The sequence below is a fragment of the Streptomyces mexicanus genome (genome assembly GCF_902506575.1).
Classification (GTDB): domain Bacteria; phylum Actinomycetota; class Actinomycetes; order Streptomycetales; family Streptomycetaceae; genus Streptomyces; species Streptomyces mexicanus.
Genome location: NZ_LR732544.1, coordinates 103,955 through 125,959 on the forward strand (window position 1 = coordinate 103,955; position 22,005 = coordinate 125,959).

The window sequence follows — 22,005 nt, forward strand, 5'->3', positions numbered from 1 at the left end:
GACGGGGAAGGCGGCTTCGCCGCCGGGATCACAGGGGGGAGGTGAACCGGCTGGCGAAGCCGCGCGCCCGGGGCCGGGGGGACAGCCCCGAGCGGTACACGGATCTGGTTCCCCGTGAACGCGGTGCGTACGCCCACCGGATGCGGACCGGTTGCCGGGCGCGGCGACGGGACGCCGGGCGCGCGCAGGCCCGGCGCGCCGCGGGCACCGCCCGCGCGAACCCGGGTGCACGAAACCGGTTGCGCGAACACCACGCCTACGAGCACCACGTGTACGGACACCACCCGTACGGACACCGGAGGTTCCGCGCCCGGCGACCGGTCCGCCCGACGCGCGGGCGCCGGAGGGGCGGCGACTGCGGCGGGCGGCGCCCGTACGGCATAAGCTCGACGGATGGCGAAGTACTTCGACGTGCATCCGGACAACCCCCAGCCGCGGGCCGTCCGCCAGGTCGCCGACGGCGTGCGCGAGGGTGCGCTGATCGCGTATCCGACCGACTCCTGCTACGCCCTCGGCTGCCGGCTGGGCAGCCGCGAGGGCATGGACCGGATCCGTACGATCCGTCATCTGGACGACCGGCACCACTTCACGCTGGTGTGTCAGGACTTCGCCCAGCTCGGCCAGTTCGTGCGGCTCGACAACGACGTGTTCCGGGCGCTGAAGGCGTCCACGCCCGGCAGCTACACCTTCATCCTCCCGGCCACCCGGGAGGTGCCGCGCATGCTGCAGCACCCGAAGAAGAAGACGGTCGGGGTGCGCATCCCCGACCATGTCGTCGCCCAGGCGCTGCTCGCGGAGCTGGGTGAGCCGCTGGTGTCGAGCACCCTGCTGCTGCCCGGCGAGGAGGAGCCGATGACGCAGGGCTGGGAGATCAAGGACCGGCTCGACCATGTGCTGGACGCGGTGGTCGACTCCGGCGACTGCGGCACCGAGCCGACCACCGTCGTCGACTTCTCCGGCGGCCGGCCCGAGATCGTGCGGCGGGGCGCGGGCGACACCTCCCGCTTCGAGTGAGACGGCCGCCCCGCCGCTCGCGGCCACCGCGACCGGCGGGGCCGGTGCGAGGGCGCGGGCGGCGCGTGCGACCATGGCCGTGATCCCCTCCCCCGGGCTCTCGGCTCCGCCCCGAGCCGGGGACATCCCCCCTCCCGCCGGCGAGGGGTCCTCGCCGGCGGCCGCGCAGAGAGGCAGCACGCCCATGACCGCCGTACAGGGACAGGACGTCGACATCCCGACGGAGGACGGCACCGCCGACGCCTACCTCGCCCACCCCGCGGACGGCCGTCCCCATCCGGCCGTCCTGCTCTACCAGGACGCCTTCGGTCTGCGTCCGCATCTGAAGGGCATGGCCGACCGGCTCGCGGAAGCCGGCTACACGGTGCTGGTGCCCAACGTGTTCTACCGCCACGGCCGCGCCCCCGTGGTGGAGCTGCCGGAGTTCATCGACCTGTCCGAGCGCCCGGAGCTGTTCTCGAAGGTCGCCCCGCTCCTGCGGTCGCTCACGCCCGATCTGGTGCGCCGGGACTCCGGTGCCTACCTGCGCTGGCTGGCCGACAGCCCGGTGGTCGCCGACGGGCCGGTGGCGGTGACCGGGTACTGCATGGGCGCCAGGCTGTCCCTGCTGACCGCCGGCGCCCACCCCGACCGGGTCGCCGCCGCGGCCGGGTTCCACGGCGGCGGGCTGGCCACCGACGACCCGGACAGCCCCCACCGGGTCGCCGAACACGTCACCGCCGAGCTGTACTTCGGGCACGCCGACAACGACCATTCGATGCCGCCGGAGCAGATCAAGCGCCTAGAGGACGCTCTGACCGCGGCGGGCGTGCGCTATCGCAGCGAGGTGTACGAGGGAGCCTCGCACGGCTACACGCAGGCCGACACGGACGCCTACGACCAGAAGGCCGCCGAGCGGCACTGGGCGGCCCTGCTCGACCTGCTGCAGCGCACGTTCGCAGCCTCGGCCTGACACGCGGCCGCTTCCGATCCCCCACCCACACAGGCGCGGCGGGCGCCGGCCGCGCCTGTGTGCGGGCGGCGCGGGCGGGGGTGTCCGCGGTGCCGGCGGAGCCTGCGGTGCGTCACCAGTGGCCGGGGCGGCTGCCGGGGATCGGCTCGGACGGCGTGCCGTCCACCCCCACCGGGACCTCCCCGTGCAGCATCACGCGGTGCATGATGCGCGGGAAGGCGAGGTGCGCGGTGTCGGCGGGTGCGAGGTGGATGGTGGCGCGGTTGTCCCAGAAGGCGACGCTGCCCGGCTCCCAGCGGAACCGGACCGTGTACTCGGGCCGCACCGCCTGCTCCAGCAGCATCTGCAGGATCGCGGCGCTCTCCGCCCGGGAGAGCCCTTCGATCTGCTCGACGTAGTAGCCGTTGACGAACAGCACCCGCTCCCCCGTCTCGGGGTGGAGGCGCACCAGCGGGTGCACGGTGGCGATCTGATGGCCCAGCAGGTGGCGGACGTAGGCGTCGTCGCCGGGCCGGGGCTGGTAGCCGACGCCGAGCCGGTGTTCGGCGCGCAGCCCGTCGACGAAGGCGCGCACCGGCGCCGACAGGCCGGCGTAGGCGGCGGCCAGGTTGGACCAGGTGGTGTCGCCGCCGTAGGGCGGGACGGTCTCGGCCCGCAGGATCGTCGCGGCGGGCGGGTCGACGCGGGCGCCGTGGTCGCAGTGCCAGCCGCGCAGCAGGGTGTGCCGGCGGCGCCGCGGCCACTCGTCGTGGTCCATGCCGAACCGGCCGCCCAGCTCCAGCCGGTCGGCGGTGGTCTCCACCTCGGGGACGTCGGGCGGCGGCGCGCGGCCGCGCCGCCGCAGCACCACGGGTTCGCCGAAGCGGCGGGCGAACGCCACGTGCGCGGCGTGGTCCAGCCGCTGCCCGCGGAAGAACACCACCTTCCAGCGCAGCACCGCCTCCCGGATCTCCCCGACGACCGCGTCGTCGAGGTCGGCCGCCAGGTCCACCCCGCTGATCTCGGCCCCGATGTGCCCGGCGACCGGCCGCACCTCGATCCCGCCGGTCCGCCGCCCGCCCGCTGTGCCCGTGCTCGTCGTCATCTGCGCTCCGCTGCTCGTCCGCTCGTCCGCTCGTCCGCCGGCTGCTCGTCGGTGACGCTCAGGACAGATCGTGGCAGCGATCCGCGCGCAGGGCGACAGGGCGTCGCCGCGCCGGCCGGTGCGCCTGCGGCTGATCCGTACCTGGTCCTGGTCCCTGGTCCCGGTGGCTGATCCGGGTATCTGTTCCGCCGGCCGCCGCCCCGCGTCGGGCCGCGCCCGCGGGGTACCCGGCGGGCACACCGGCGAACGGAGGGAGTGCCCGTGGGGACGGACGAACGGCTGCGGGAGTACCGCGGCAAGCGCGACTTCGCACGCACCCGCGAACCGTCGGGCCGGGCGGGCACGGCGGGGCCCCGGCCGCGGTTCGTGGTGCAGATCCACGACGCGCGCCGGATGCACTTCGACTTCCGGCTGCAGGTCGGCGACGTGCTGAAGTCCTGGTCGGTCCCCAAGGGTCCCTCCGACGACCCGCACGACAAGCGCCTCGCCGTGCCCACGGAGGACCATCCGCTGGAGTACGAGGACTTCGAGGGCGTGATCCCGAAGGGCGAGTACGGCGGCGGCACGGTCATCGTCTGGGACCGGGGCACGTACGAACCGCTCAGCCACGACCGCAGGGGGCGGCCCGTGGACTTCGCCGAGTCGCTGGAGCGCGGGCACGCCACCTTCCGGCTGCACGGCGCGAAGCTGCACGGCGAGTACGCGCTCACCCGGTTCCGGGGCGGGCAGGACGGCGGTGACGACAACGCCTGGCTGCTGGTGAAGAAGGGCGCCGCGCGCTCCGGCGGCCACGGCACCCCCGACCCGCGCCGGGCCCGCTCGGTCCGCACCGGCCGCACCCTGGCGCAGGTCGCGGCGCAGGACGGCGAGGACTGAGCCGGGGCCCGTGGGGCGTCAGCCGTCCTCCGCCACGCCGGCGGCGACGCCGCGGGCCCCCAGCGCCAGGGGCACGTGCAGGGGCAGCCGGCCGTGGGCGACGGCCCGCTGGGCGGCGGGACGGCGGCGCCGGTCCACGGCCCTCTTCTTCACGTTGGCCGGGAAGACGCCCACGAAGAAGGCCGGCGCGGCCGGCGCGGCGGCCTTGCGGGTCCGGGCCGCCGCGAGACCGGCGGCCAGGGCCGGCTCGACGGCGCCGCCGGTGTAGGTCCAGGCGCGCGAGCCGCCCGGCAGGGCGCGCGGGACGACGGCGTCGAACGGCCGGGGAACGGCGAAGCGGGCGACCCCCCGCCATGGCCGGCAGGCCGGCGAGCAGGAGCGGTGAGCGTACGGACCCGGACACGGTTCCTCCCCCGCGGATCCGCCGCGCGATCCTACTGGCCGGTAGGTATGCCGGTGCCCGTGGTCGGCGGGCCGACGCCGACGGGGAGACAGGAAGGCTGGACGGCGGGCCGGCCGGGAGGCCGGGAGGCCCGCCGCCGGGCCGCCGCCGGGCGGGCCGGTGGCGGGCCTTGCGGGGGAAAGTGGCGCGGGTGCGGCGTGCGGGCGGGGCCGGACGTTCACATCTCAGCCGTGACCCTCCCGCTGATCCCGCCCATGCTCGCCACGCCCGGCTCCCTTCCACCGCCCGCGCAGGACGCGCGCTGGGCGTACGAGACCAAGCAGGACGGGCAGCGCGCGGTGGCCTATCTGGCCGGGGACGGCACCCTGGTGCTGCGGGCCCGCTCCGGGGAGGACATCACGGGCGCCTATCCCGAGCTGCGGCCGCTCGGCGCGGCCCTGGGCGCCACGCCCGCCGTGCTCGACGGCGAGATCCTGGCGCTGGACGAGACCGGCCGGGCCAGCTTCCAGCTGCTGCAGGGCCGTATGGGCCTGGCCCACGCCCCCGGCCGCGCGGCACGCCGGGCGGCGCAGATCCCCGTGCACCTGATCCTGTTCGACGTGATGCACCTGGGCGGGCAGTCCCTGCTGGCGCTGCCCTACCTCCGGCGCCGCGAGCGTCTGGAGGCGCTCGGCCTGCAGGGGCCGTACTGGTCCACGCCACGCGCCCTCGTCGGCCACGGCGAGCGTGCCCTGGCCGCCACGCGCGAGCACGGCCTGGAGGGCCTGGTGTGCAAGCGGCTGGACTCGGTGTACGAGCCGGGGGTGCGCTCACGGGCCTGGATCAAGATCCGCAACATGCGCAGCGAGGACGTGATCGTGGGCGGCTGGCTGCCGGGCAAGGGGCGGCTGACGGGGCTGCCGGGCGCGGTGCTGGTGGGGCAGCGCGGCGGCGGCAGACTGCGCTACGTCGGCAGCGTGGGCACCGGCTGGAGCGAGGCCGAACGCACGCAGCTGGCCGCGCTGCCCGCGGACCTGGCGACGAAGGCGTGCCCCTTCGACCCGGTCCCGGCGGCGCCCGGGGCCCACTGGGTGCTGCCCCGGCTGGTCGGCGAGGTGCGCTACAGCGTCCGTACCCGGGCGGGCCGGCTGCGCCAGCCCTCCTGGCTGCGGCTGCGCCCGGACCTGAGCCCGGAGGAGTCCGCCGCCGATCTGCCGGAGGACACGACAGGGTGAGGCACGCCCCTGGAGGCACGCGGACGGGGCGAGCGAGGCCGCGCGGGGACGCGGCGGCCGCCCCCCGGGGCCGGCGGGGCGGCGGGGGGCGGCGGGGCCCCGCCCTGGAACTCCCCGACGGCCAGCAGCACGAACGTGGGCGTCAGCAGCACGAGCACGCCCAGCACGGCGATGCTGGTGCGCAGCGCGGCCACCGCCAGGTACGCGGTGAACACCGCCCAGCCGAGCAGATACAGCCCGAGGGCGTTGTGCGCGTCGGCGCCGGTGCCGAGCAGGTGCGGCACGATCCACCAGTACGACAGCCAGAAGGCGCCGTAGGACATGAACACCGTGGCGCCGAAGGTGTTGCCCCGGCGGAACTCGAACAGCCCGGCGACGAACTCGGCCAGGCCGCCGTAGAACGCCGCCAGGCCCAGCACGGGGATGAGGGCGCCGGTCTCCGTCAGGAGGCCGGTGTTGACGATGGACAGCAGCAGGGTGGTGAGCGCGAAGCCCGCCAGGCCCACCGGTGCCGGGTCCGCGTGCGCCCGCGCCTGCGGGTCCGCCGGGCGCGCCTGGTCGCGGACGGAGTCGTGCGTGTCGTCGGCCATGACCGGAATCCCTTCGACCTGAGGCCATCACGGCCAGCCACTGAGTACCCGTTCGCCCCGGTTTTAGCTGTATGTCACCTGCCTCGGGGGATCGTGGGGCTCTCCTTCGCGTCTCCCTCCCGCGCTCCCGGCGCCCCACGGGACCGGCACCCCACGGGATGGGTGTCCCGAGAGAACTCATGTCCCAAGGGGACTCATGTCCCAGTGAGACACGACGGTGTACGGTGTGACCATGACGGCAACGGAGCCCTCCGGCGGCACGGCCCCCGCTCCCGAGGACCGGCGGCAGCGCAAGGCCAGGCAGACCCGCAACGCGCTGGCCGCCGCCGCCCTGGAGCTGATCCTGGAACGCGGCCTGGCCGACACGACCGTGGCGGCCATCGCCGACCGCGCCGACGTCACCCGCCGCACCTTCAGCCGGAACTTCACCGGCAAGGAGGACGCCGCCCTGGACTTCGTGCGCGGTGACGGCGCCCGCATCAACGCCCTGCTGCGCGCCCGCCCGGCGGCCGAACCGCCGCTGCTGGCCTACCGCCGGGCCGTGCGGGCCTGGCTCGCCGACCGGGAGAACCCGGCCTGGCACGTGCGTCCGGACATGCGGCGGCTGCTCGCCCTGCTGGACCGCGAACCGACCCTGTTCGCCGCCTACGAACGCATCCGCGTCGACGCCCAGGAGGAGTCGATCCGGATCATCGCCGACCGGCTCGGCACCGACGAGGCCCGGGACATCCGCCCCGCCGTCGTCGTCGGCGCCGCCGCCGGCGTCCTCACCGCCGCCCTGCGCCAGTGGGCGCGCGCGGGGAAGGACGACGACCCGGGAGCCGCAGACCTCGCCGCTCTGGTCGAGCGGGCCTACGACGCCCTGACCGCGGAGGCCGCGTCCGCGGCCCCGCACGCAACTCCGAGAAGCGAGCGCACATGAGCACCACCACCCCCGCGGCCGCCCCCGCCGCCGGTCCCGTCACCGACTACGCCACCGAGTTCGCCGGCCGGACCGCCCTGGTCACCGGCGCCGCCTCCGGCATCGGCCTGGCCACCGCCCGCCGCCTGGGCGCCGGCGGCGCCAACGTCGTCATCGCCGACTTCCGCACCGAGGGCGCCGAGAAGGCCGCCGCCGAGCTGACCGCCGAGGGCATACCCGCCGCCGCCGTCCACCTGGACGTGACCCGACCGGAGTCCGTCGAGGCGGCCGTCGCCTTCGCCGTGGACACGTTCGGCTCCCTGCGGCTGGCCGTGAACAACGCCGGCATCGGCGGCCCGAGCGCGCTCACCGGCGCCTACGACATCGAGGCCTACCAGCGGGTCGTGCGCACCAACCTCGACGGCGTCTTCTACTCGATGCGCTACGAACTGCCCGCCCTGCAGGACACCGGCCAGGGCGGTGCGATCGTCAACGTGGCCTCCATCCTCGGCTCGGCCGGCTTCGCCGGCTCCGCCGCCTACGTGGCCGCCAAGCACGGCGTGGTCGGGCTGACCAAGACCGCCGCCGCCGAGTACGCCGCCCAGGGCATCCGCGTCAACGCGGTCGGCCCGGGCTTCATCGAGACGCCGCTGCTGCAGAACATGGACGAGTCCGCCCACCGGGCCCTGGTCGGCCTGCACCCGGCCGGCCGGCTCGGCCGCCCGGAGGAGGTCGCCGAACTCGTCGCCTTCCTGCTGTCCGACCGCGCCTCGTTCGTCCACGGCAGCTACCACCTGGTCGACGGCGCCTATACCGCGGTCTGACCCGCACCGACGGGACGAACCGAGTCACGGCCGAGGCGAACGAGGGAGTTTTTCGTCATGAAGGCACTGCAGTACCGCACCATCGGCGCCGCCCCCGAGGTGGTGACCGTCCCCGACCCCGAACCCGGGCCCGGGCAGGTCCTGTTGAAGGTCACCGCGGCCGGGGTGTGCCACTCCGACATCGCGGTGATGAGCTGGCCCGCCGAGGGCTTCCCCTACGAGCTGCCGCTCACCCTCGGCCACGAGGGCGTGGGCACCGTCGCCGCGCTGGGCGCCGGGGTGAGCGGTCTCGCCGAGGGCGAGGCGGTCGCCGTGTACGGGCCCTGGGGCTGCGGCACCTGCGCCAAGTGCGCCGAGGGCAAGGAGAACTACTGCCTGCGCGCCGACGCGCTCGGCATCCGGCCGCCCGGGCTCGGCGCGCCGGGCTCGATGGCCGAGTACCTGCTGGTCGACGACCCGCGGCACCTGGTCCCGCTCGACGGGCTCGACCCGGTGGCCGCCGTGCCGCTGACCGACGCGGGCCTGACGCCGTACCACGCCATCAAGCGGGCGCTGCCCCGGCTGGTGCCCGGCTCGACCGCCGTGGTGATCGGCGCCGGCGGCCTCGGGCACGTCGCCATCCAGTTGCTGCGCGCCCTGACGCCGGCCCGCGTGGTGGCGCTCGACGTCAGCGAGGACAAGCTGCGCCTGGCCCGCGAGGTGGGGGCGCACGAGACGGTGCTGTCGGACGCCGGGGCCGCCGCCGCGGTGCGCGACCTCACCGGAGGTCTGGGCGCCGAGGCCGTGTTCGACTTCGTCGGCGTGGAGCCCACCGTGGCCGTCGCCGCCGCGGTGGCCGCCGTGGAGGGGGAGATCTCCCTCGTCGGCATCGGCGGCGCCGCGCTGCCCGTCGGCTTCGGCCGGCTGCCCTTCGAGGTGTCGGTCAGCTCCCCGTACTGGGGCAGCCGCGGCGAACTGGTCGAGGTGCTGGCGCTGGCCCGCTCCGGTGCCCTGTCGGTCCACACCGAGACGTTCACCCTGGACGAGGCACCGCTCGCCTACGAGCGCCTCCACGCGGGCACGATCAACGGCCGCGCGGTGATCCTGCCGGGGGCCTGAGGCACCACCCCCCACCGGAACACCCCCCAGCTCACGTCGCGCCCCCGCCGGTCCTACCCGACCGGCGGGGGCGCTGTCGGCGGCGGCGTGTGCGGCCTCGAGCGTCTCCTGTGAAGCCGAGCGAGGGCCACGGGTGCCCGCCCGGGCCCGGCCCGGGCGAACGGCCCGCCCCGGCGCGCCCGAGCGCGGCCGGGCTCCGGCGCACAGACTGGAGGTACCGGAAAAGACAGGACAGAAGGGTGAAGATCGGCATGAAAGGTTACGTCTTCCACGGTCCCGGCCGGTCCGCCTGGCAGGACGTCCCTGACCCGGACGTCCAGGACCCGACCGACGCCGTCGTGCGGGTCGACACCGTCACCATCTGCGGAACCGACCTGCACATCCTCAAGGGCGACGTGCCCGAGGTGCGCCCCGGCACCGTGCTCGGGCACGAGGCGGTCGGCGAGGTCGTCGAGATCGGCCCCGACGTGCGCGGCCTGCAGCCGGGGGAGCGGGTGCTGGTCTCCTGCGTCAGCGCCTGCGGACGCTGCCGTTTCTGCCGCGAGGGCATGTACGGCCAGTGCCTGGGCGGCGGGGGCTGGGTCCTCGGCCGGCACATCGACGGCACGCAGGCCGAGTACGTGCGGGTGCCCTTCGCCGACCTGTCGCTGCACCCGCTGCCCGCCTCGGTGACCAATGAGGAGGCCGTGCTGCTGGCCGACATCTTCCCCACCGGATACGAGGTCGGCGTGCTCAACGGACAGGTCGCGCCCGGCGACACCGTGGCCGTGGTCGGCGCCGGCCCGGTCGGCCTCGCGGTGATCGCCACCGCCCGGCTGTTCGCGCCCGAGCGGGTCGGCGCGGTGGACGTCGCCCCCGCCCGCCTGGAGATCGCCCGCAAACTGGGCGCCGACGTGGTCTGCGACGCCCGGGAGGCCCCCGAGCAGCTGGTCGCCGACCTCACCGGCGAGCTGGGCGTGGATGTGGCGGTCGAGGCGGTGGGCCTGCCGGAGACCTTCGGGGGGGGCGCGCGCATGGCGCGCCCCGGCGGCCGGATCGCGGTCGTCGGTGTGCACGGCCGGCCGGCGACCCTGCACCTGGAGGAGCTGTGGGACAGGAACGTCACCGTCACCACGGGCCTGGTCGACACCCGTTGCACTCCGACGCTGCTGAAGATGGCCGCCACCGGCCGGCTGCCCACCTCGCAGCTGATCACGCACCTGTTCCCGCTGGAGCGCATGGAGGAGGCCTACGAGGTCTTCGCCCACCCCGCCGAGACCGGGGCGATCAAGGTCGTGCTCGGCGGACCGCACCGTGAGGTCGTCCCCGTGCAGACGACCTGACGGTGGGAGCGGTCAGGAGGGCGCGCGGCGCCTCCCCGCGGCCCGGGACGGACGGCGGGGAGGAGGCGCCGTGCGCCGACCGGCCGCGGCGTGGTGCGCCCACGTGTGCCTACGACCGTGAGCCGCGGCGGTGCCGGTGCTCCCCGCTGTGCGAGGCGCGCTCGGCGCCCGCGGAGCCGGCCGTGACCTCCTCCGAGTCGCGGGCGCCGTCGTCCGCCTCCTCGCGCTCGTCGTCGTCGCCGTGCAGCACCCGGTCGCCGTACAGGTCCTCCAGCCAGGTCTGCTGGTAGATGGTGTCGAGGTAGCGTTCGCCGAGGTCGGGGGCGATGGCCACCGCCGTCAGGTCGGGGGAGCCGTGGCGGTCCAGCCAGCCCGACGCACCGCTGACGCCCGTCCCGGTGGAGCCGCCGAACAGGACCCCGCGCCGGGCGAGCCGGTGGCAGGCGCGGATGGTGTCCGCCTCCTCCACCTGGATCACCTCGTCGACGTAGGACTCGTCCAGCAGCGGCGGGCGCATGCTCATGCCCAGCCCGGGGATCATCCGGCGGCCCGGTGTGCCGCCGAAGGCCACCGAGCCGACGGTGTCCACCGCGACGATCCGCACCGGCCGGTGCCACTCGCGGAAGTACCGCGCGCACCCCATGAGCGTCCCCGTGGTGCCCGCGCCCACGAACAACACGTCCAGCTGCGGGACCTGCTCGGCGATCTCGGGTGCGGTCTTGCGGTAGTGCGCCTGCCAGTTGCCCGGGTTGGTGTACTGGCTCAGCCACACGTACCGCTCGTCGGAGGCGCACAGCGCCCGGACGTAGTCGATCCGGGCGCCGAGGAACCCGCCGTTGGCGTCCAGGTCGGCGATGACGTGCACCTCGCTGCCCAGCGCCTCCATCAGCAGCCGGGTCGACAGGTTGCAGCGGGAGTCCGTGACACACAGGAACCGGTAGCCCTTGCTGGCCGCGATCACGCTGAGGGCCACCCCGAGGTTGCCGGACGAGGACTCGATCAGTACCGAGTCCTTGGTCAGCAACCCGTCCCGCTCCGCGCTCTCCACCATCTCGATCGCGGCCTTCAGCTTGATCGAACCGGCGAAGTTGAAGCCCTCGCACTTCAGGTAGAGCGAGCGCCCGAGGATCGGCTGGAGATCGACGTAGAGCTGGCCTTCGTTGAAGGAGTGGGGTGCGGAGATGACGGGCACGAGGGCCTCCTGATGCGTGGGCCGGGTACAGGGGCGATCAGCCGAGGGCGCGGTGATCAGCCGTACCGGCGCAGCTCGTGGAAGAAGTCGTCGATGACATGGAGCTCTCCGGCTCGGGCGATCTCGTCGTGGACGTACTTGCCCACGGCGAGGTCGAGGACCCCGAGGCCGAACGGGGAGAAGATGACGGTCCGGTCGGCGGGCGGCCGGACGCGGCCGGTGAGGACGTCGTCGAGGGTGCCGTCCAGGAAGTCCCGGCCGCCGGTGAGCTGTTCGGCCAGGTGCGGGGAGGTGTCCGCCTTCAGGCAGTGCTCGACGTCGTCGACGAAGTTGGCCGACTCCAGCAGGATCCGCGGATCCAGGTCGCGCAGCGACACGTGCAGCACGACGGGACGGTGATCGAACCAGGACGTCTCGGTGACGTGCGGGGTCCCCGCGATCGTGGCGAAGACGACCAGGTCGCTGGAGCGGATGAGGTCCTCGGGGCTGTCGTGCACGGTGACCTCGGCCGCCGTCCCGCCCGGCGAGCCGGCACCGGCCTGCCGCAGATATCCGCAGAACCCGGCGGCGCTGTCGGCGGAGACGTCGTACACCCCGACGGAGTCGAAGCTCCAGCCGGTGCCCGCGAGGAAGGTGTGGATGTAGCGGGCGATCAGGCCGGTGCCGAAGAACCCGACCCGCCGGGGCCGCTCCCGGGTGCGGGTGAGCCGGTCGGCGGCCAGCGCCGCGGACGCCGCGGTCCGGGTGGCGCTGATGATGGAACTCTCCAGGCAGGCGAACGGGTAGCCGGTGGCGTGGTCGTTGAGGATCAGCACCGCCGACGCCCGGGGGAGCCCGGAGGCCACGTTGTCGGGGAAACTGGAGATCCACTTGATGCCGTCCACGCCCACCTCACCGCCCACGGACGCGGGCAGTGCGATGATCCGCGAGGTGGGCCGGTCGGGGAAGCGCAGGAAGTACGACGGCGGGGTCACCGTCCGGCCCTCACCGTGCAGCCGGTAGGCGGCCTCGACCAGCTCCACGATCTCCTTCTCGCGGCCGTGCAGCGCCTGCCGCACCTGCGCGCCGGAGATCACCGCGAACGCCGGGACGGCGGACGGTCCCGAGGCGGTGGGGCCGGTGGCGGGGGAGGTCACAGGAGTCATCGCCGCTTCCCCTCCCGCGTGCGGCCGTCGGCCGGCACCCGCGGCTCGGCCATGGCCACCAGTACCTCGCGCTCACCGGTGAACGGCTCCCGGCTGTGCGCGGTGCGGATGTTGTCGACCAGCAGCACGTCGCCGGCCTGCCACGGCTCGCGCCGGGTGTGCTGTTCGTAGGTGGTGTTGAGCAGCTGCACGACGTCCTCGCCGATCTCGCCGCCGTCGCCGTACCGGGTGTTGAACGGCAGCCCGTCCTCGCCGTACTCGTCCACCAGGTACTCGCGCACCTCCGGCGCCAGCGTCCACTGGTTGAGGAAGGCGATCTGGTTGAACCAGCAGGGGCGGCCGGTGACCGGGTGCCGGACGACGGCGGCGCGGCGCTGCCGGGTGCGCAGCGTCCCGTCGGGCCGCCAGGCGAAGTCGATGGCGTGGGCGCGGCAGTAGTTCTCCACCGTCTCGCGGTCGTCGGTGCCGAACGACTCCGCCAGCGAGGCGCCGATCTCGTCGTTGTAGCTGCGGGTGAGCAGCCAGCCCTCCCGCTCGAACCGCTCGCTGACCTCGGCGGGCAGCGCCCGCAGCACCTGCTCGGCGTCGGCCACCGCGGTCGCGCCGCCCTCGGCGGGGGCGGTCAGACACGCGAACAGCATCAGGCCCGGCACCCGCTGCGCGTAGCTCAGCTCGTGGTGCATGCACATCGGCTGGTTGTCCGGCCAGCTGGTGGAGGAGTACAGCCCGCCGCCGTACGGCGTCCGGGGTGCGAACGCCTCCCGCTCGGCCATGAGGTCACCGGCCAGCGCGGTGAACACCGCGCGGACCTGCTCCTTGTCGCGCAGCCCCAGGCCGCGCACCAGGACCGCACCGTGCTCGGTGACCTGCGCGCGCAGCGCCTGGCGGTGTTCGGCGGCCCAGCCGGCCGCGTCGGCCGGGGGCTCCACCCGCAGGACCGGTGGCCTGTCCGGTCGCAGGTCCACCTCCAGCAGGGAGGCCGGGGACGGATACGACATCGCGGTTTCCTTTCGTTCGGCGCGGTGGTCTTCTTCAGGAGGCCGCCGGTTCGGCGGCGCCCAGCACGGCCTGCGCCGCCTCGGCCGGCCGGGTGCGGGGGAAGTAGTGGCCGCCGGCCGGCAGTTCGTGCAGGTCCACGCGGTCGGCCAGCACCCGCCAGTCCTGATGGCGGTCGCGGAAGCCGGCGGTGTGCGGGTCGTCGGCGGCGACGACCACGGTGAGCGCCGCGGCCGGTTTGACGGCGGGTGGATCGTCCAGCAGGGCGGCGAAGTAGCGGTGGGCCACCACGCAGTCGTGGCGGTAGGCGGCGGCGACGCGCTCGGCGTGCTCCGCGTTCAGCTCGCCCAGCTCCCGGTGGCCGCCGTCCGCGGCCAGCCGCGCGGCGATCTCCGCGTTGCTCATCCGCTTCAACTCGACCGCCCGCTCCCGTCGTTCAGCGGCCGTGCCGAGCAGCTGCGCGCCGAGGAACACCCGCACCACCTCCACCCCGCGCGCGGGCAGCAGCCGGGCCGCCGCCACGGCCAGGGCGGCGCCCGAGGAGCGGCCCCACAGCATCACCCGCCGCAGCCCGCGCCCGGCGATCTCCTCGACGGCCTGCTCGGCCACCTGCTCCAGCGGTGCGAACGGCTCGTCGGGGGCGGCCAGGTCGTGGCCGGGCAGATCGACGGCGTACACCGCCAGGCCGCTGTCGGCCAGCGCGCTCGCCATCGGCTGGAAGTTCACCGCGGTGCCGCCCGCGTGCGGGAAGCACACCAGGGTGCACTGCGCCGTGCCCCGCGGCCGGGCCAGCGGCTGCAGCAGGTCCGGGCGCCGCCCGGCCGGGCCGTCCAGCAGCGCCGCCAGGTCGGCGAGCACCGGATGGCGGGTGATGTCCTTCAACGACACCGCGCGGTCCAGGGCGATGGTGAGCTTCACCGCCGACAGGGAGGTGCCGCCGGCGTCGAAGAAGTGGTCGTGCCGGCCGATCCGGTGCCGGGGCACACCCAGCACCTGGGCCCAGGCGTCGGCGAGCCTGCGCTCGTTCGCGGTGCGCGGGGCCTGCGCATGGTCCCCGCCGTCCCCCGGCGCCTCGGGGTCCGTCCGGTCCGTGCGTGCGGCCAGCGCGGTCAGGGCCTTGCGGTCGATCTTGCCGTTGGCGGTCAGCGGCAGCGCGTCCTGCCAGTGGAACGCCGACGGCACCATGTACGCGGGCAGCGCCGCCCCGAGCACCTGCTGCAGCTCCCCGGTCTCCAGCCGCCGCCCTGTGTAGAAGGCGACCAGGCGGGCGCTGCCGCCGGCCGGTTCGGCGACGACCACCGCGCCGTCCCGCACCCCCGGCACCCGCAGCAGCGTGTTCTCGATCTCGCCGATCTCGATGCGAAAGCCGCGGATCTTGACCTGGCTGTCGCGGCGGCCGAGGAACTCCAGCTTGCCGTCCGGATGCCAGCGCCCCCAGTCGCCGCCCAGGTACAGCCGCTCGCCGGGCCGGTAGGGGTCCTCCCGGTAGGCCTCGCGGGTGCGCTCGAGGTCGTTGACGTAGCCGCGCCCCACGCACACCCCGGAGAACGCGATCAGCCCGGGGGCGCCCAGCGGCACCAGGTTCAGGTGGGCGTCGACGACGAGGACCCGCACGTTGTGCACGGGGCGGCCCAGCAGCACCCGGTCCGGCACCGCCTCCATGACCTCGTGGTTGGTGTCGTCGGAGGTCTCGGTCAGGCCGTAGGCGTTGACCAGGCGGATGCCCGGCCGGAGCGCGAACCAGCGCTGGACCAGCTCCCGTTTGAGCGCCTCCCCGGTCACCGACACACACGTCAGGTCGGGCAGGTCGCGCGGGTGCCGCTCCAGGTACGCCACCATCACCTCCAGGTAGGAGGGCACGACCTGGGCCACCCCCACCCGGCCGCGGGCCAGGGTGTCCACGAAGCGTTCCACGTCCACGACCGCGTCCTGCTCCACCAGCAGGGTCCGCCCGCCCACCAGCAGCGCCGCCAGCAGCTGCCACAGGGAGATGTCGAAGCACTGCGGGGCCGTCTGCGCCACCACCGTCCCCGGCCCGATGCCCAGGTCGTCGATCTTGGCGAACAGGTGGTTGAGCATGCCCGCGTGCTCGCACATCGCGCCCTTCGGCTCGCCCGTGGAGCCGGAGGTGAAGTAGATGTACGCCAGCTGCCCGGGGGCCACCTCCACCCCGAGGTCGTCCTCGGCGTGGTCCTCGGCGTACGCGGCCTCGATCAGCAGCTTCTCGACGTCCCCCGGGAGGGTGGCCAGCGCCTCGTCCAGGGACGCGGTGCTGCCGGGCTCGGTCAGCACCAGCCGGCACCCGGCCCGCGACAGCGTCGCCGCGATCCTGCCGGCGGGGAAGTGCGGCTCGACGGGCAGGTAGACGCCTCCCGCCTTGAACACCGCCAGCCCCGCCGCCAGCCAGTCGAGGTTCCGCTCGGTGACGCCCGCCACCACGTCCTCCCGGCCCAGCCCGCGCGCCAGCAGCGCCCGCGCCAGCCGGTTGGCGCGCGCGTTCAGCTCCGCGTACGTCCAGCAGCGCTCGCCGAGCACCGCCGCCACCGCCTCGGGGTGCTCCCGTACCCGCTGCTCGAACAGCTCGTGCGCGCGGGCGTCCGGCAGCTCGCGGTGCGGCCCGGCCAGAGCGTCGAGCTGCTCGCGCACCTCCGCCGCCGACAGCAGGCTCTGCCCGGCGTGGTCGGCGTCCACATCGGCGGTCATCAGGCGCAGCGCGGTCACGTGGTACCCGGCGATCCGGGCCGCCGCGGCGGCGTCCAGCACATCGGTGCGGTGCCGCACCCGCAGCACGGTCCGGCCGTCCCGCTCGCCGCGGCCCACCGCGAGCACCACGTCCTCGGGCAGGGCGGGCGCGGTGCCGACCGGGTCGAAGACCACCTCGAACGCGGGCCCGCTCAGGCCCAGCTCCCGGCGCAGGTCCGCGACGGGGAAGTCCCGGTGCGTCAGCAGGTCCGCCTCGGCGCGCCGGACGGCGAGCACCAGCTCGCGCCAGGTGCGCGGGGCGAGCGAGAGCCGGCAGGGCAGCGGGCCGCCGACCGCGTCGGTGACGTGGCCGGTCACCACGTCCCCTTCACCGCTGAGCGCCGCCAGCACCTTGGCGTGCGCGGCCAGCAGCACCGCGCCGGCCGGCACCCCCAGCCGCGCCGCCAGGGCAGCCACCGCCTCCGCCACCTCGGCGGGCACCGGCTCCTCGTGTTCGGCGACCCCCGGCACCGGATCGCGTGCCCACCGCGGAACGGCACTGAAGCCGCCGGCGGTCAGCACCTCGGCCCAGAAGTCCCTCTCCGCTGCCACGAGCGTTCCCATGGATGACCTTCCTCACTTCGCCGTCGGGGCGGCGGGGTTTCCTGCCCATCGCGCGTTCGGTGGGACTTCCTCGCCCTTCATCAGGAAGGAGTCCGGCGCCAGCACCGCGCCGTCGCCCACCGTCACGCCGTAGTGCACATGTGCGCCGACCCCGAGGGTGACGCCGGCGCCCAGCGTGGTGTGGTCGGACTTGAAGGTGCCGTCCTCCTGCGAGTGGCACTGGATCTTGCTGCCGGCGTTCAGCGTGCAGTCGTCCCCGATGGCGGTCAGCGTCCGCTCCGTGATGAAACAGCCGTCGTCGAAGACCCTGCGGCCGATGCGCACGCCCATCAGCCGCCACAGCAGCGCCTTGAACGGCGTGCCGTTGAACAGGTTCAGATAGTGCTCGGGCACCTTCCACAGCCGCTCGTGCCACCAGAAGTACGGGTCGTAGATGGAGCACAGCCGCGGCCGCAGCGGGCGGAAGGAGGCGATGCACCGCTCCACCAGGACGTAGTAGCCGGTGGTGACCAGGAGGCTGAACGCCAGGTAGCCGCCGACCACGACGTGCCCCAGGGTGCCGTACAGACCCGCGGTGAGCAGGGCGAACGCCGTCAGCAGCACCGTGTGCAGCCAGCGCAGCAGCAGGTGCAGCGCCATGGAGCGCAGGTTGTAGCGGTTCTTCGCGGCCAGGTTGCGGCGCAGCGCCTCGCCGGTGCGCAGGTGGTCGAAGCGCGCGTCGCGCTCCACCGTCCGGGGGATCTCGAAGCAGGGGGAGCCGAGCAGCCCCACACCCTGCCGCATCTCGCCGTCGAGGGGGACCATCACCTTCGTCGCCAGCAGGCAGTTGTCGCCGGTGCGCGCGCCCGCGGGAAAGGCGATGTTGTTGCCGAGGAAGTTGCGCGCCCCGATGGAGACCGGCGTCACCCTGAAGGAGGTGCTGGAGAACTCCGCGTTGAGGACGGACAACCCGTCGGCCACCATGGTGCCGCTGCCGACCTTCACCAGGAACGGCGTCTCGTGCGCCACCTCGGTGCCGAAGTTGGAGCCGGTCTGCTCGACCGTGGACAGGTCGTAGCCGAGGCCGCGCAGGTAGGGGACGATGTAGGAGCTGTCTCCGAAGAGCCAGGTGAAGAAGCGGATGTTCGTCAGGGCCGACACCGCCCGGTGCAGCGCGTACGGGAAGCCGTACAGCGGGTAGACCCGCTCGGGCCGCACGGCCAGGCGCAGCAGACGCGAGGCGGCGAACAGGGCGACCAGGCCGAGCAGCACGGCGCCGAAGAACACCACCGTGGCCACCAGCAGCGCGTCGAGGACGAGGGTGGCGATCGAGGCGCCCTGGGTCCCGGCCTCCAGCCGCCGGTGCAGCGCGGGGACCTCGGCGCACACCATGTACAGCCCGCCCACGGCCAGCGGCAGGTACACCAGGTACAGCTGCACCAGGCTGGTCAGCGCGAAGGTGGTCCGGCGCAGTCTGCCGCAGCGGGCCGGCGGGACCCGTACGTGGTCGACCTCGGTGGGCTGGGCGGGCGAGCCGTGCCGGCGTTCACCGGCCGGGACCTCCTGGCCCCGGTACAGGGCGGAGGCGTGGCCGAGCTGCGCCCCGTCGCCCAGGGCGGTGTCGATGTCGAGGACCGTCTTCTCGCCGACGAACACCTCCCGGCCCAGCGTGATCCGGCCGGTCTGGATCCGTCCGGCGCAGGCCCGGTAGCCCAGGAAGAACGCGTCCTTGCGGATGACCGTGCCGGCGCCGATGGTCAGCAGGTCGGTGCAGACCGGCACGGAGCGGGAGAGGATCGTCACGTCCCGGCCGATCCGCGCGCCCAGCGCCCGCAGGTACATCACATACAGCGGATTGCCGACGAACAGCACCATGGGGTTGGCGTGCAGCAGCGACTTGACGATCCAGAACCGCAGGTAGGCCGCGCCGCACACGGTGGCCGGTCCGCCCGCCCCCGCCGCGGTGCCGCAGTACGGTGGCGCGCCGCTGCCGCCGGGCGGACCGGCCACCGTGTGCGAGGTCTGCGGGGCGGCGCCCGCCGCGCCGGTGACGGTCCGTGGCCACCAGGGCATGCTGGTGGTCATGCGGTTCCTGCGGCGGCGGGGCGTCCTGTGCCGCACCTGCGCGCTGGCCGTCTTCCGGCAGATGCAGGCCGACACCCTGCTGCAGGGCTGGTGGGGTCCGTTGTCGGTGGTCATCACGCCCGTCACCCTGCTGGTCAATCTCGGCGCCCGGTCCGCGATACGACGTATCCCCGCCCCGGTCGCGGCCGGCCCGCGGCCGCCGCTGGACCCGGGCAAGCCGGTGTTCAAGCGGCCGGCCGGGGTGCTGGCGCTGATCCCGCTGAGCCTGCTGGGCCTGGCGGTGCTGGCCGTTCCGGTGCTCATGGTCGTCGGCCTGCTGGTCGGCCCCGGCGGCGGTGAGCACCCGACTCTGACGGTCGGCTCCTGTGCCCGGAACGACGGCGACTGGTCCCATGAGGATCTACGGCCCGTCGACTGCGGCTCCGCCGAGGCCGAGTTCCGGGTCCTCGCTCCGGACAGCGGCTCCTGTCAGGCCGGGGACTACATCGCCGATCCGGAATACAGCGAGGACGGCGACCTGCCGCTGTGCCTGCGACCGCTGAACGGCTAGCGGGACACCCACCGGGGCACCGGGGCACCGGCATCAGGCACCGAGGCACCACCCGAGGCCCGAGGCCCCAAGCGGCAACTGCGGCATCAGCGGCATCAGCCGCTAGGGAACCACCTGCCGGGCGGCTGCCCCGTCCAGCACCCGGCGCCACTCCCGCACAGCCGTCTCGGAGACCGCCCCGCCCCACCCCGCGGGGCGCGCCGCGCCGCCGATGTGGAAGGCGTCGATCCCGGCGGCCCGCAGCCGCGGCACGTGCTCCAGGCGCAGGCCGCCGCCGACGAGGAGTTCCTGGCCGTACCCCGGCTCGCCGCGCCGCCCCGCCTCCGCGATCGGCGTCGGCAGGCCCTCGTCCGCCCCGGCGGGGGACCCGGCGGTGAGGTAGGTGTCCAGGCCGGGGCAGCCGGCGAGCTGCTTGCGCAGGGCGGCACGGTCGGCGGCGCGGTCGATCGCCCGGTGGAACGTCCACGCGCAGCCGTCCAGCACGTCGGCCAGCCGTTCCACCGCGGCGAGGTCCACCCCGCCGTCCGCGTCGAGGAAGCCGAGCACGAACTGGTCCGCGCCGGCCTCCCGCAGCTCCTCGGCCACGCCCACCAGTCGGGAGACGTCACCGGCCGCGAACCCGTCCGTGAGGCGGAGCATCACGCGCAGGTCGATGTCGACGGCGGCGCGGATCGCGGCGACGGTGGCGACCGGCGGGGGGAGGCCGGCGGCCGCCATATCGGTGACCAGTTCGAGGCGGGCCGCGCCCCCCGCCCGGGCGGCGACCGCGTCCTCGACGTCGAGGGCGATCACCTCCAGGACTGCACGCATGCTCATGGGACCCCTTTCCTCGGATTCCCCTGGGGGCTCAACAGGTCTAGTCCAATCTCAGGGTACGCCGAGGAGGGCCGCCCAGGGCGACCGGTCAGGCGAAGACGTCCGCCCGACCCACGCGAAGCTGCCTGTGCGCCCGGCTCGTGCACAGACGTCCATCCCGCTCACGCGCGGGCTTGCGCCTCACCCGAAGATGTTCAGCTCGTCCTCCCGCGCGCCCGCCAGCTCGTACCCGTTTCCGTCCGCCCGCAGCGGGCGTCCGGCGTAGAGCCGGACGAGCGTGGCGGCGTCGCCGATGTACCGGGCCGGGGGCCGCTCCCCGCCGGAGTCGCCCAGCCGCAGGGGTTCGTCCATGTCGTCCAGGTCGGCGTGGAGGGGCAGCCGGCCCTGCTCGCGGGTGACGTGGGCGAGCAGGGGCAGCGCGTACTCCAGCCCCGCGCCGGCGTACGCGCCGGGCGCGCCGAGGGCCTCGCGCACGTCACCGGCGTGCACCCACTCCCCGAGTGCGATCTCGTCCAGCGCCCCGCCGGCCTCGGCGATCACCGGCCCGGCCTCGGTCATCCCGCGTTCCAGCTCGTCCACCACCCGGACGTGGGACCACGCGGCCCGCTCGGCGATGTCGCGCGCGTTGGACTCGGGCGAGAACACGCCCTCCTCGAACCGGTTCTCCACGACCCTGAGCAGCGCGGCGGAACAGTGCGCGAGCACGTCCCGCACCGTCCACCCCGGGCACGCGGCGGTCGGCAGCGCGAAGTCCGCCTCCGGCCGCGACCTGAGCAACGGGATCAGCGCGTCCCGCTCCCGCGCGAGCAACTGCCCGGGCAGCTCGGGATCCCGCACCTGGTGCAGATCAGCAGAAGTCATGTGAGTCACGCTAGGGCGTGTGCCCGCCCAGGGGCGGAACAATGGGCACATGGCCGAACACGCCGACCTCGATGTCCTGCGGGACCGCTTCGCGCGCGCCCTCGACGGCGCCCGCGGACCCGCCGGCGGCCCCGACCCCGCGCCGTACGCCGACGATCTGCTGCGCCGCTGGTCGCAGCCGCAGCGGCACTACCACACGCTCACCCATCTGACGGCGGTCCTGGACCACATCGACGCCCTTCAGGAGTACGCCGCCGAGGCCGATGTCGTGCGCCTGGCGGGCTGGTTCCACGACGCGGTGTACCTGCCGGAGCGGTCCGAGAACGAGGAGCGCTCCGCCCGCCTGGCCGAACGCGCGCTGCCCGAGGCCGGGGTGCCCGCGGACACGACCGCCGAGGTGGCCCGGCTGGTCCGGCTCACCGTCGCCCACGATCCGGCGGACGACGACCTGAACGGCCAGGTGCTGTGCGACGCCGACCTGGCGGTCCTGGCCGCGGCCCCGTCGGCGTACGCCGCCTACGCGGCGGGCGTGCGCGAGGAGTACCACTTCGTCCCCAACGACGCCTTCCGCGAGGGCCGCGCCGCGATCCTGCGCCAACTGCTCGCCCGTCCCCACCTGTTCCGCACCCCCTACGGCCAGCGCCACTGGGAGGCGACGGCCCGCTACAACATCACCTCCGAGCTGGAAATGCTGTCGCCGTGAGGCCGCCGTGGCGCCCAGGGGCTGTCCGGCGGATCACGTCGCAGGGAACTCACGGCGACTGATCGACCCAGGTGAGCGGGGCATGGTGCGTCCC

19 protein-coding genes and 1 pseudogene are annotated in these 22,005 nt (G+C 74.5%); 10 read left to right on the top strand and 10 right to left on the bottom strand.

Going from position 1 to position 22,005, the window contains the following annotated elements:
* Positions 1–393: 393 nt before the first annotated feature.
* Together GV126_RS00465 and GV126_RS00470 are read left to right on the top strand one after the other, a co-directional pair.
* Positions 394–1,014: an L-threonylcarbamoyladenylate synthase gene (locus GV126_RS00465; protein WP_028423586.1), complete on the top strand. Its 621-nt coding sequence runs from the start codon at positions 394–396 to the stop codon at positions 1,012–1,014.
* 184 nt (positions 1,015–1,198) lie between these two features.
* Positions 1,199–1,966 (top strand): dienelactone hydrolase family protein, encoded by a 768-nt coding sequence (locus tag GV126_RS00470; protein WP_159661915.1) that lies wholly within the window; start codon positions 1,199–1,201, stop codon positions 1,964–1,966.
* A gap of 112 nt (positions 1,967–2,078) precedes the next feature.
* On the opposite strand, the gene GV126_RS00475 is transcribed toward GV126_RS00470, so the two are convergent.
* On the bottom strand, positions 2,079–3,050 hold the full coding sequence (locus GV126_RS00475; protein ID WP_159661916.1) for a TauD/TfdA dioxygenase family protein: 972 nt from the start codon (positions 3,048–3,050) through the stop codon (positions 2,079–2,081).
* A gap of 261 nt (positions 3,051–3,311) precedes the next feature.
* Here GV126_RS00475 and GV126_RS00480 point away from each other — a divergent pair, with 261 nt between their 5' ends.
* Complete coding sequence (locus GV126_RS00480) at positions 3,312–3,926, top strand: DNA polymerase ligase N-terminal domain-containing protein (protein WP_159661917.1); 615 nt, start codon at positions 3,312–3,314, stop codon at positions 3,924–3,926.
* 18 nt (positions 3,927–3,944) lie between these two features.
* Here the strand turns inward: GV126_RS00480 and GV126_RS00485 are convergent.
* A pseudogene (locus GV126_RS00485) lies at positions 3,945–4,329 on the bottom strand (DoxX-related protein).
* A gap of 230 nt (positions 4,330–4,559) precedes the next feature.
* Here GV126_RS00485 and GV126_RS00490 point away from each other — a divergent pair.
* Positions 4,560–5,543, top strand: coding sequence for an ATP-dependent DNA ligase (locus tag GV126_RS00490; RefSeq protein ID WP_236569811.1), 984 nt, complete (start codon positions 4,560–4,562; stop codon positions 5,541–5,543).
* Here GV126_RS00490 and GV126_RS00495 read toward each other — a convergent pair.
* Positions 5,429–6,133 (bottom strand): acetate uptake transporter, encoded by a 705-nt coding sequence (locus GV126_RS00495; protein ID WP_236569812.1) that lies wholly within the window; start codon positions 6,131–6,133, stop codon positions 5,429–5,431. The genes GV126_RS00490 and GV126_RS00495 overlap by 115 nt on opposite strands.
* Before the next feature lie 232 nt (positions 6,134–6,365).
* Between GV126_RS00495 and GV126_RS00500 the strand changes: the two genes are divergently transcribed.
* The 4 genes from GV126_RS00500 to GV126_RS00515 all read left to right on the top strand — a co-directional run bounded on the left by GV126_RS00500 (position 6,366) and on the right by GV126_RS00515 (position 10,278).
* On the top strand, positions 6,366–7,055 hold the full coding sequence (locus tag GV126_RS00500) for a TetR/AcrR family transcriptional regulator (RefSeq protein ID WP_159661918.1): 690 nt from the start codon (positions 6,366–6,368) through the stop codon (positions 7,053–7,055).
* Positions 7,052–7,858 carry an SDR family NAD(P)-dependent oxidoreductase gene (locus GV126_RS00505; RefSeq protein WP_159661919.1) on the top strand — a complete coding sequence of 269 codons (807 nt, stop codon included), beginning with the start codon at positions 7,052–7,054 and terminating at the stop codon, positions 7,856–7,858. The genes GV126_RS00500 and GV126_RS00505 overlap by 4 nt, the downstream gene beginning before the upstream one ends.
* Positions 7,859–7,915: 57 nt before the next feature.
* Positions 7,916–8,956 (top strand): NAD(P)-dependent alcohol dehydrogenase, encoded by a 1,041-nt coding sequence (locus GV126_RS00510; RefSeq protein WP_159661920.1) that lies wholly within the window; start codon positions 7,916–7,918, stop codon positions 8,954–8,956.
* Positions 8,957–9,207: 251 nt separating this feature from the next.
* Positions 9,208–10,278, top strand: a complete 1,071-nt coding sequence (locus GV126_RS00515; RefSeq protein WP_159661921.1) for a zinc-dependent alcohol dehydrogenase family protein — start codon at positions 9,208–9,210, stop codon at positions 10,276–10,278.
* A gap of 109 nt (positions 10,279–10,387) precedes the next feature.
* Here the strand turns inward: GV126_RS00515 and sbnA are convergent, their stop codons facing one another.
* Genes sbnA through GV126_RS00540 form a run of 5 tightly spaced genes read right to left on the bottom strand, consistent with a single transcriptional unit; the run spans position 10,388 to position 18,981 of the window.
* Positions 10,388–11,470, bottom strand: a complete 1,083-nt coding sequence (sbnA, locus tag GV126_RS00520; protein WP_159661922.1) for a 2,3-diaminopropionate biosynthesis protein SbnA — start codon at positions 11,468–11,470, stop codon at positions 10,388–10,390.
* Positions 11,471–11,526: 56 nt separating this feature from the next.
* On the bottom strand, positions 11,527–12,615 hold the full coding sequence (gene sbnB / locus GV126_RS00525) for a 2,3-diaminopropionate biosynthesis protein SbnB (protein WP_159661923.1): 1,089 nt from the start codon (positions 12,613–12,615) through the stop codon (positions 11,527–11,529).
* Complete coding sequence (locus GV126_RS00530) at positions 12,612–13,613, bottom strand: TauD/TfdA family dioxygenase (protein ID WP_159661924.1); 1,002 nt, start codon at positions 13,611–13,613, stop codon at positions 12,612–12,614. Before GV126_RS00530 ends, sbnB begins: the two co-directional genes overlap by 4 nt.
* A gap of 34 nt (positions 13,614–13,647) precedes the next feature.
* Positions 13,648–16,917, bottom strand: a complete 3,270-nt coding sequence (locus tag GV126_RS00535; protein WP_159661925.1) for a non-ribosomal peptide synthetase — start codon at positions 16,915–16,917, stop codon at positions 13,648–13,650.
* 12 nt (positions 16,918–16,929) lie between these two features.
* Positions 16,930–18,981: a Pls/PosA family non-ribosomal peptide synthetase gene (locus GV126_RS00540; RefSeq protein WP_236569813.1), complete on the bottom strand. Its 2,052-nt coding sequence runs from the start codon at positions 18,979–18,981 to the stop codon at positions 16,930–16,932.
* Here GV126_RS00540 and GV126_RS00545 point away from each other — a divergent pair.
* Positions 18,980–19,531, top strand: a complete 552-nt coding sequence (locus GV126_RS00545) for an LppU/SCO3897 family protein (RefSeq protein ID WP_236569814.1) — start codon at positions 18,980–18,982, stop codon at positions 19,529–19,531. The two genes, GV126_RS00540 and GV126_RS00545, sit on opposite strands and share 2 nt — an antisense overlap.
* 102 nt (positions 19,532–19,633) lie before the next feature.
* Here the strand turns inward: GV126_RS00545 and GV126_RS00550 are convergent, their stop codons facing one another.
* Both GV126_RS00550 and GV126_RS00555 read right to left on the bottom strand, forming a co-directional pair.
* Positions 19,634–20,347: a copper homeostasis protein CutC gene (locus tag GV126_RS00550; protein WP_159661927.1), complete on the bottom strand. Its 714-nt coding sequence runs from the start codon at positions 20,345–20,347 to the stop codon at positions 19,634–19,636.
* A 180-nt stretch (positions 20,348–20,527) separates the two neighbouring features.
* Entirely contained in the window at positions 20,528–21,208 is a 681-nt protein-coding gene (locus GV126_RS00555; RefSeq protein ID WP_159661928.1) for a maleylpyruvate isomerase family mycothiol-dependent enzyme, read from the bottom strand.
* Between the two features lie 49 nt (positions 21,209–21,257).
* Between GV126_RS00555 and GV126_RS00560 the strand changes: the two genes are divergently transcribed.
* Positions 21,258–21,911 (top strand): HD domain-containing protein, encoded by a 654-nt coding sequence (locus GV126_RS00560; protein ID WP_159661929.1) that lies wholly within the window; start codon positions 21,258–21,260, stop codon positions 21,909–21,911.
* The last annotated feature ends 94 nt before the right edge of the window (positions 21,912–22,005 follow it).

What these genes read in the sequence shown, in the direction of transcription:
- GV126_RS00465 (WP_028423586.1), top strand. Translation starts at nt 394, where the DNA reads ATGGCGAAGTACTTCGACGTGCATCCGGACAACCCCCAGCCGCGGGCC.
- GV126_RS00470 (WP_159661915.1), top strand. Translation starts at nt 1,199, where the DNA reads ATGACCGCCGTACAGGGACAGGACGTCGACATCCCGACGGAGGACGGC.
- GV126_RS00475 (WP_159661916.1), bottom strand. Translation starts at nt 3,050, where the DNA reads ATGACGACGAGCACGGGCACAGCGGGCGGGCGGCGGACCGGCGGGATC.
- GV126_RS00495 (WP_236569812.1), bottom strand. Translation starts at nt 6,133, where the DNA reads ATGGCCGACGACACGCACGACTCCGTCCGCGACCAGGCGCGCCCGGCG.
- GV126_RS00500 (WP_159661918.1), top strand. Translation starts at nt 6,366, where the DNA reads ATGACGGCAACGGAGCCCTCCGGCGGCACGGCCCCCGCTCCCGAGGAC.
- GV126_RS00505 (WP_159661919.1), top strand. Translation starts at nt 7,052, where the DNA reads ATGAGCACCACCACCCCCGCGGCCGCCCCCGCCGCCGGTCCCGTCACC.
- GV126_RS00510 (WP_159661920.1), top strand. Translation starts at nt 7,916, where the DNA reads ATGAAGGCACTGCAGTACCGCACCATCGGCGCCGCCCCCGAGGTGGTG.
- GV126_RS00515 (WP_159661921.1), top strand. Translation starts at nt 9,208, where the DNA reads ATGAAAGGTTACGTCTTCCACGGTCCCGGCCGGTCCGCCTGGCAGGAC.
- sbnB (WP_159661923.1), bottom strand. Translation starts at nt 12,615, where the DNA reads ATGACTCCTGTGACCTCCCCCGCCACCGGCCCCACCGCCTCGGGACCG.
- GV126_RS00530 (WP_159661924.1), bottom strand. Translation starts at nt 13,613, where the DNA reads ATGTCGTATCCGTCCCCGGCCTCCCTGCTGGAGGTGGACCTGCGACCG.
- GV126_RS00535 (WP_159661925.1), bottom strand. Translation starts at nt 16,917, where the DNA reads ATGGGAACGCTCGTGGCAGCGGAGAGGGACTTCTGGGCCGAGGTGCTG.
- GV126_RS00545 (WP_236569814.1), top strand. Translation starts at nt 18,980, where the DNA reads ATGCGGTTCCTGCGGCGGCGGGGCGTCCTGTGCCGCACCTGCGCGCTG.
- GV126_RS00540 (WP_236569813.1), bottom strand. Translation starts at nt 18,981, where the DNA reads ATGACCACCAGCATGCCCTGGTGGCCACGGACCGTCACCGGCGCGGCG.
- GV126_RS00550 (WP_159661927.1), bottom strand. Translation starts at nt 20,347, where the DNA reads ATGAGCATGCGTGCAGTCCTGGAGGTGATCGCCCTCGACGTCGAGGAC.
- GV126_RS00555 (WP_159661928.1), bottom strand. Translation starts at nt 21,208, where the DNA reads ATGACTTCTGCTGATCTGCACCAGGTGCGGGATCCCGAGCTGCCCGGG.
- GV126_RS00560 (WP_159661929.1), top strand. Translation starts at nt 21,258, where the DNA reads ATGGCCGAACACGCCGACCTCGATGTCCTGCGGGACCGCTTCGCGCGC.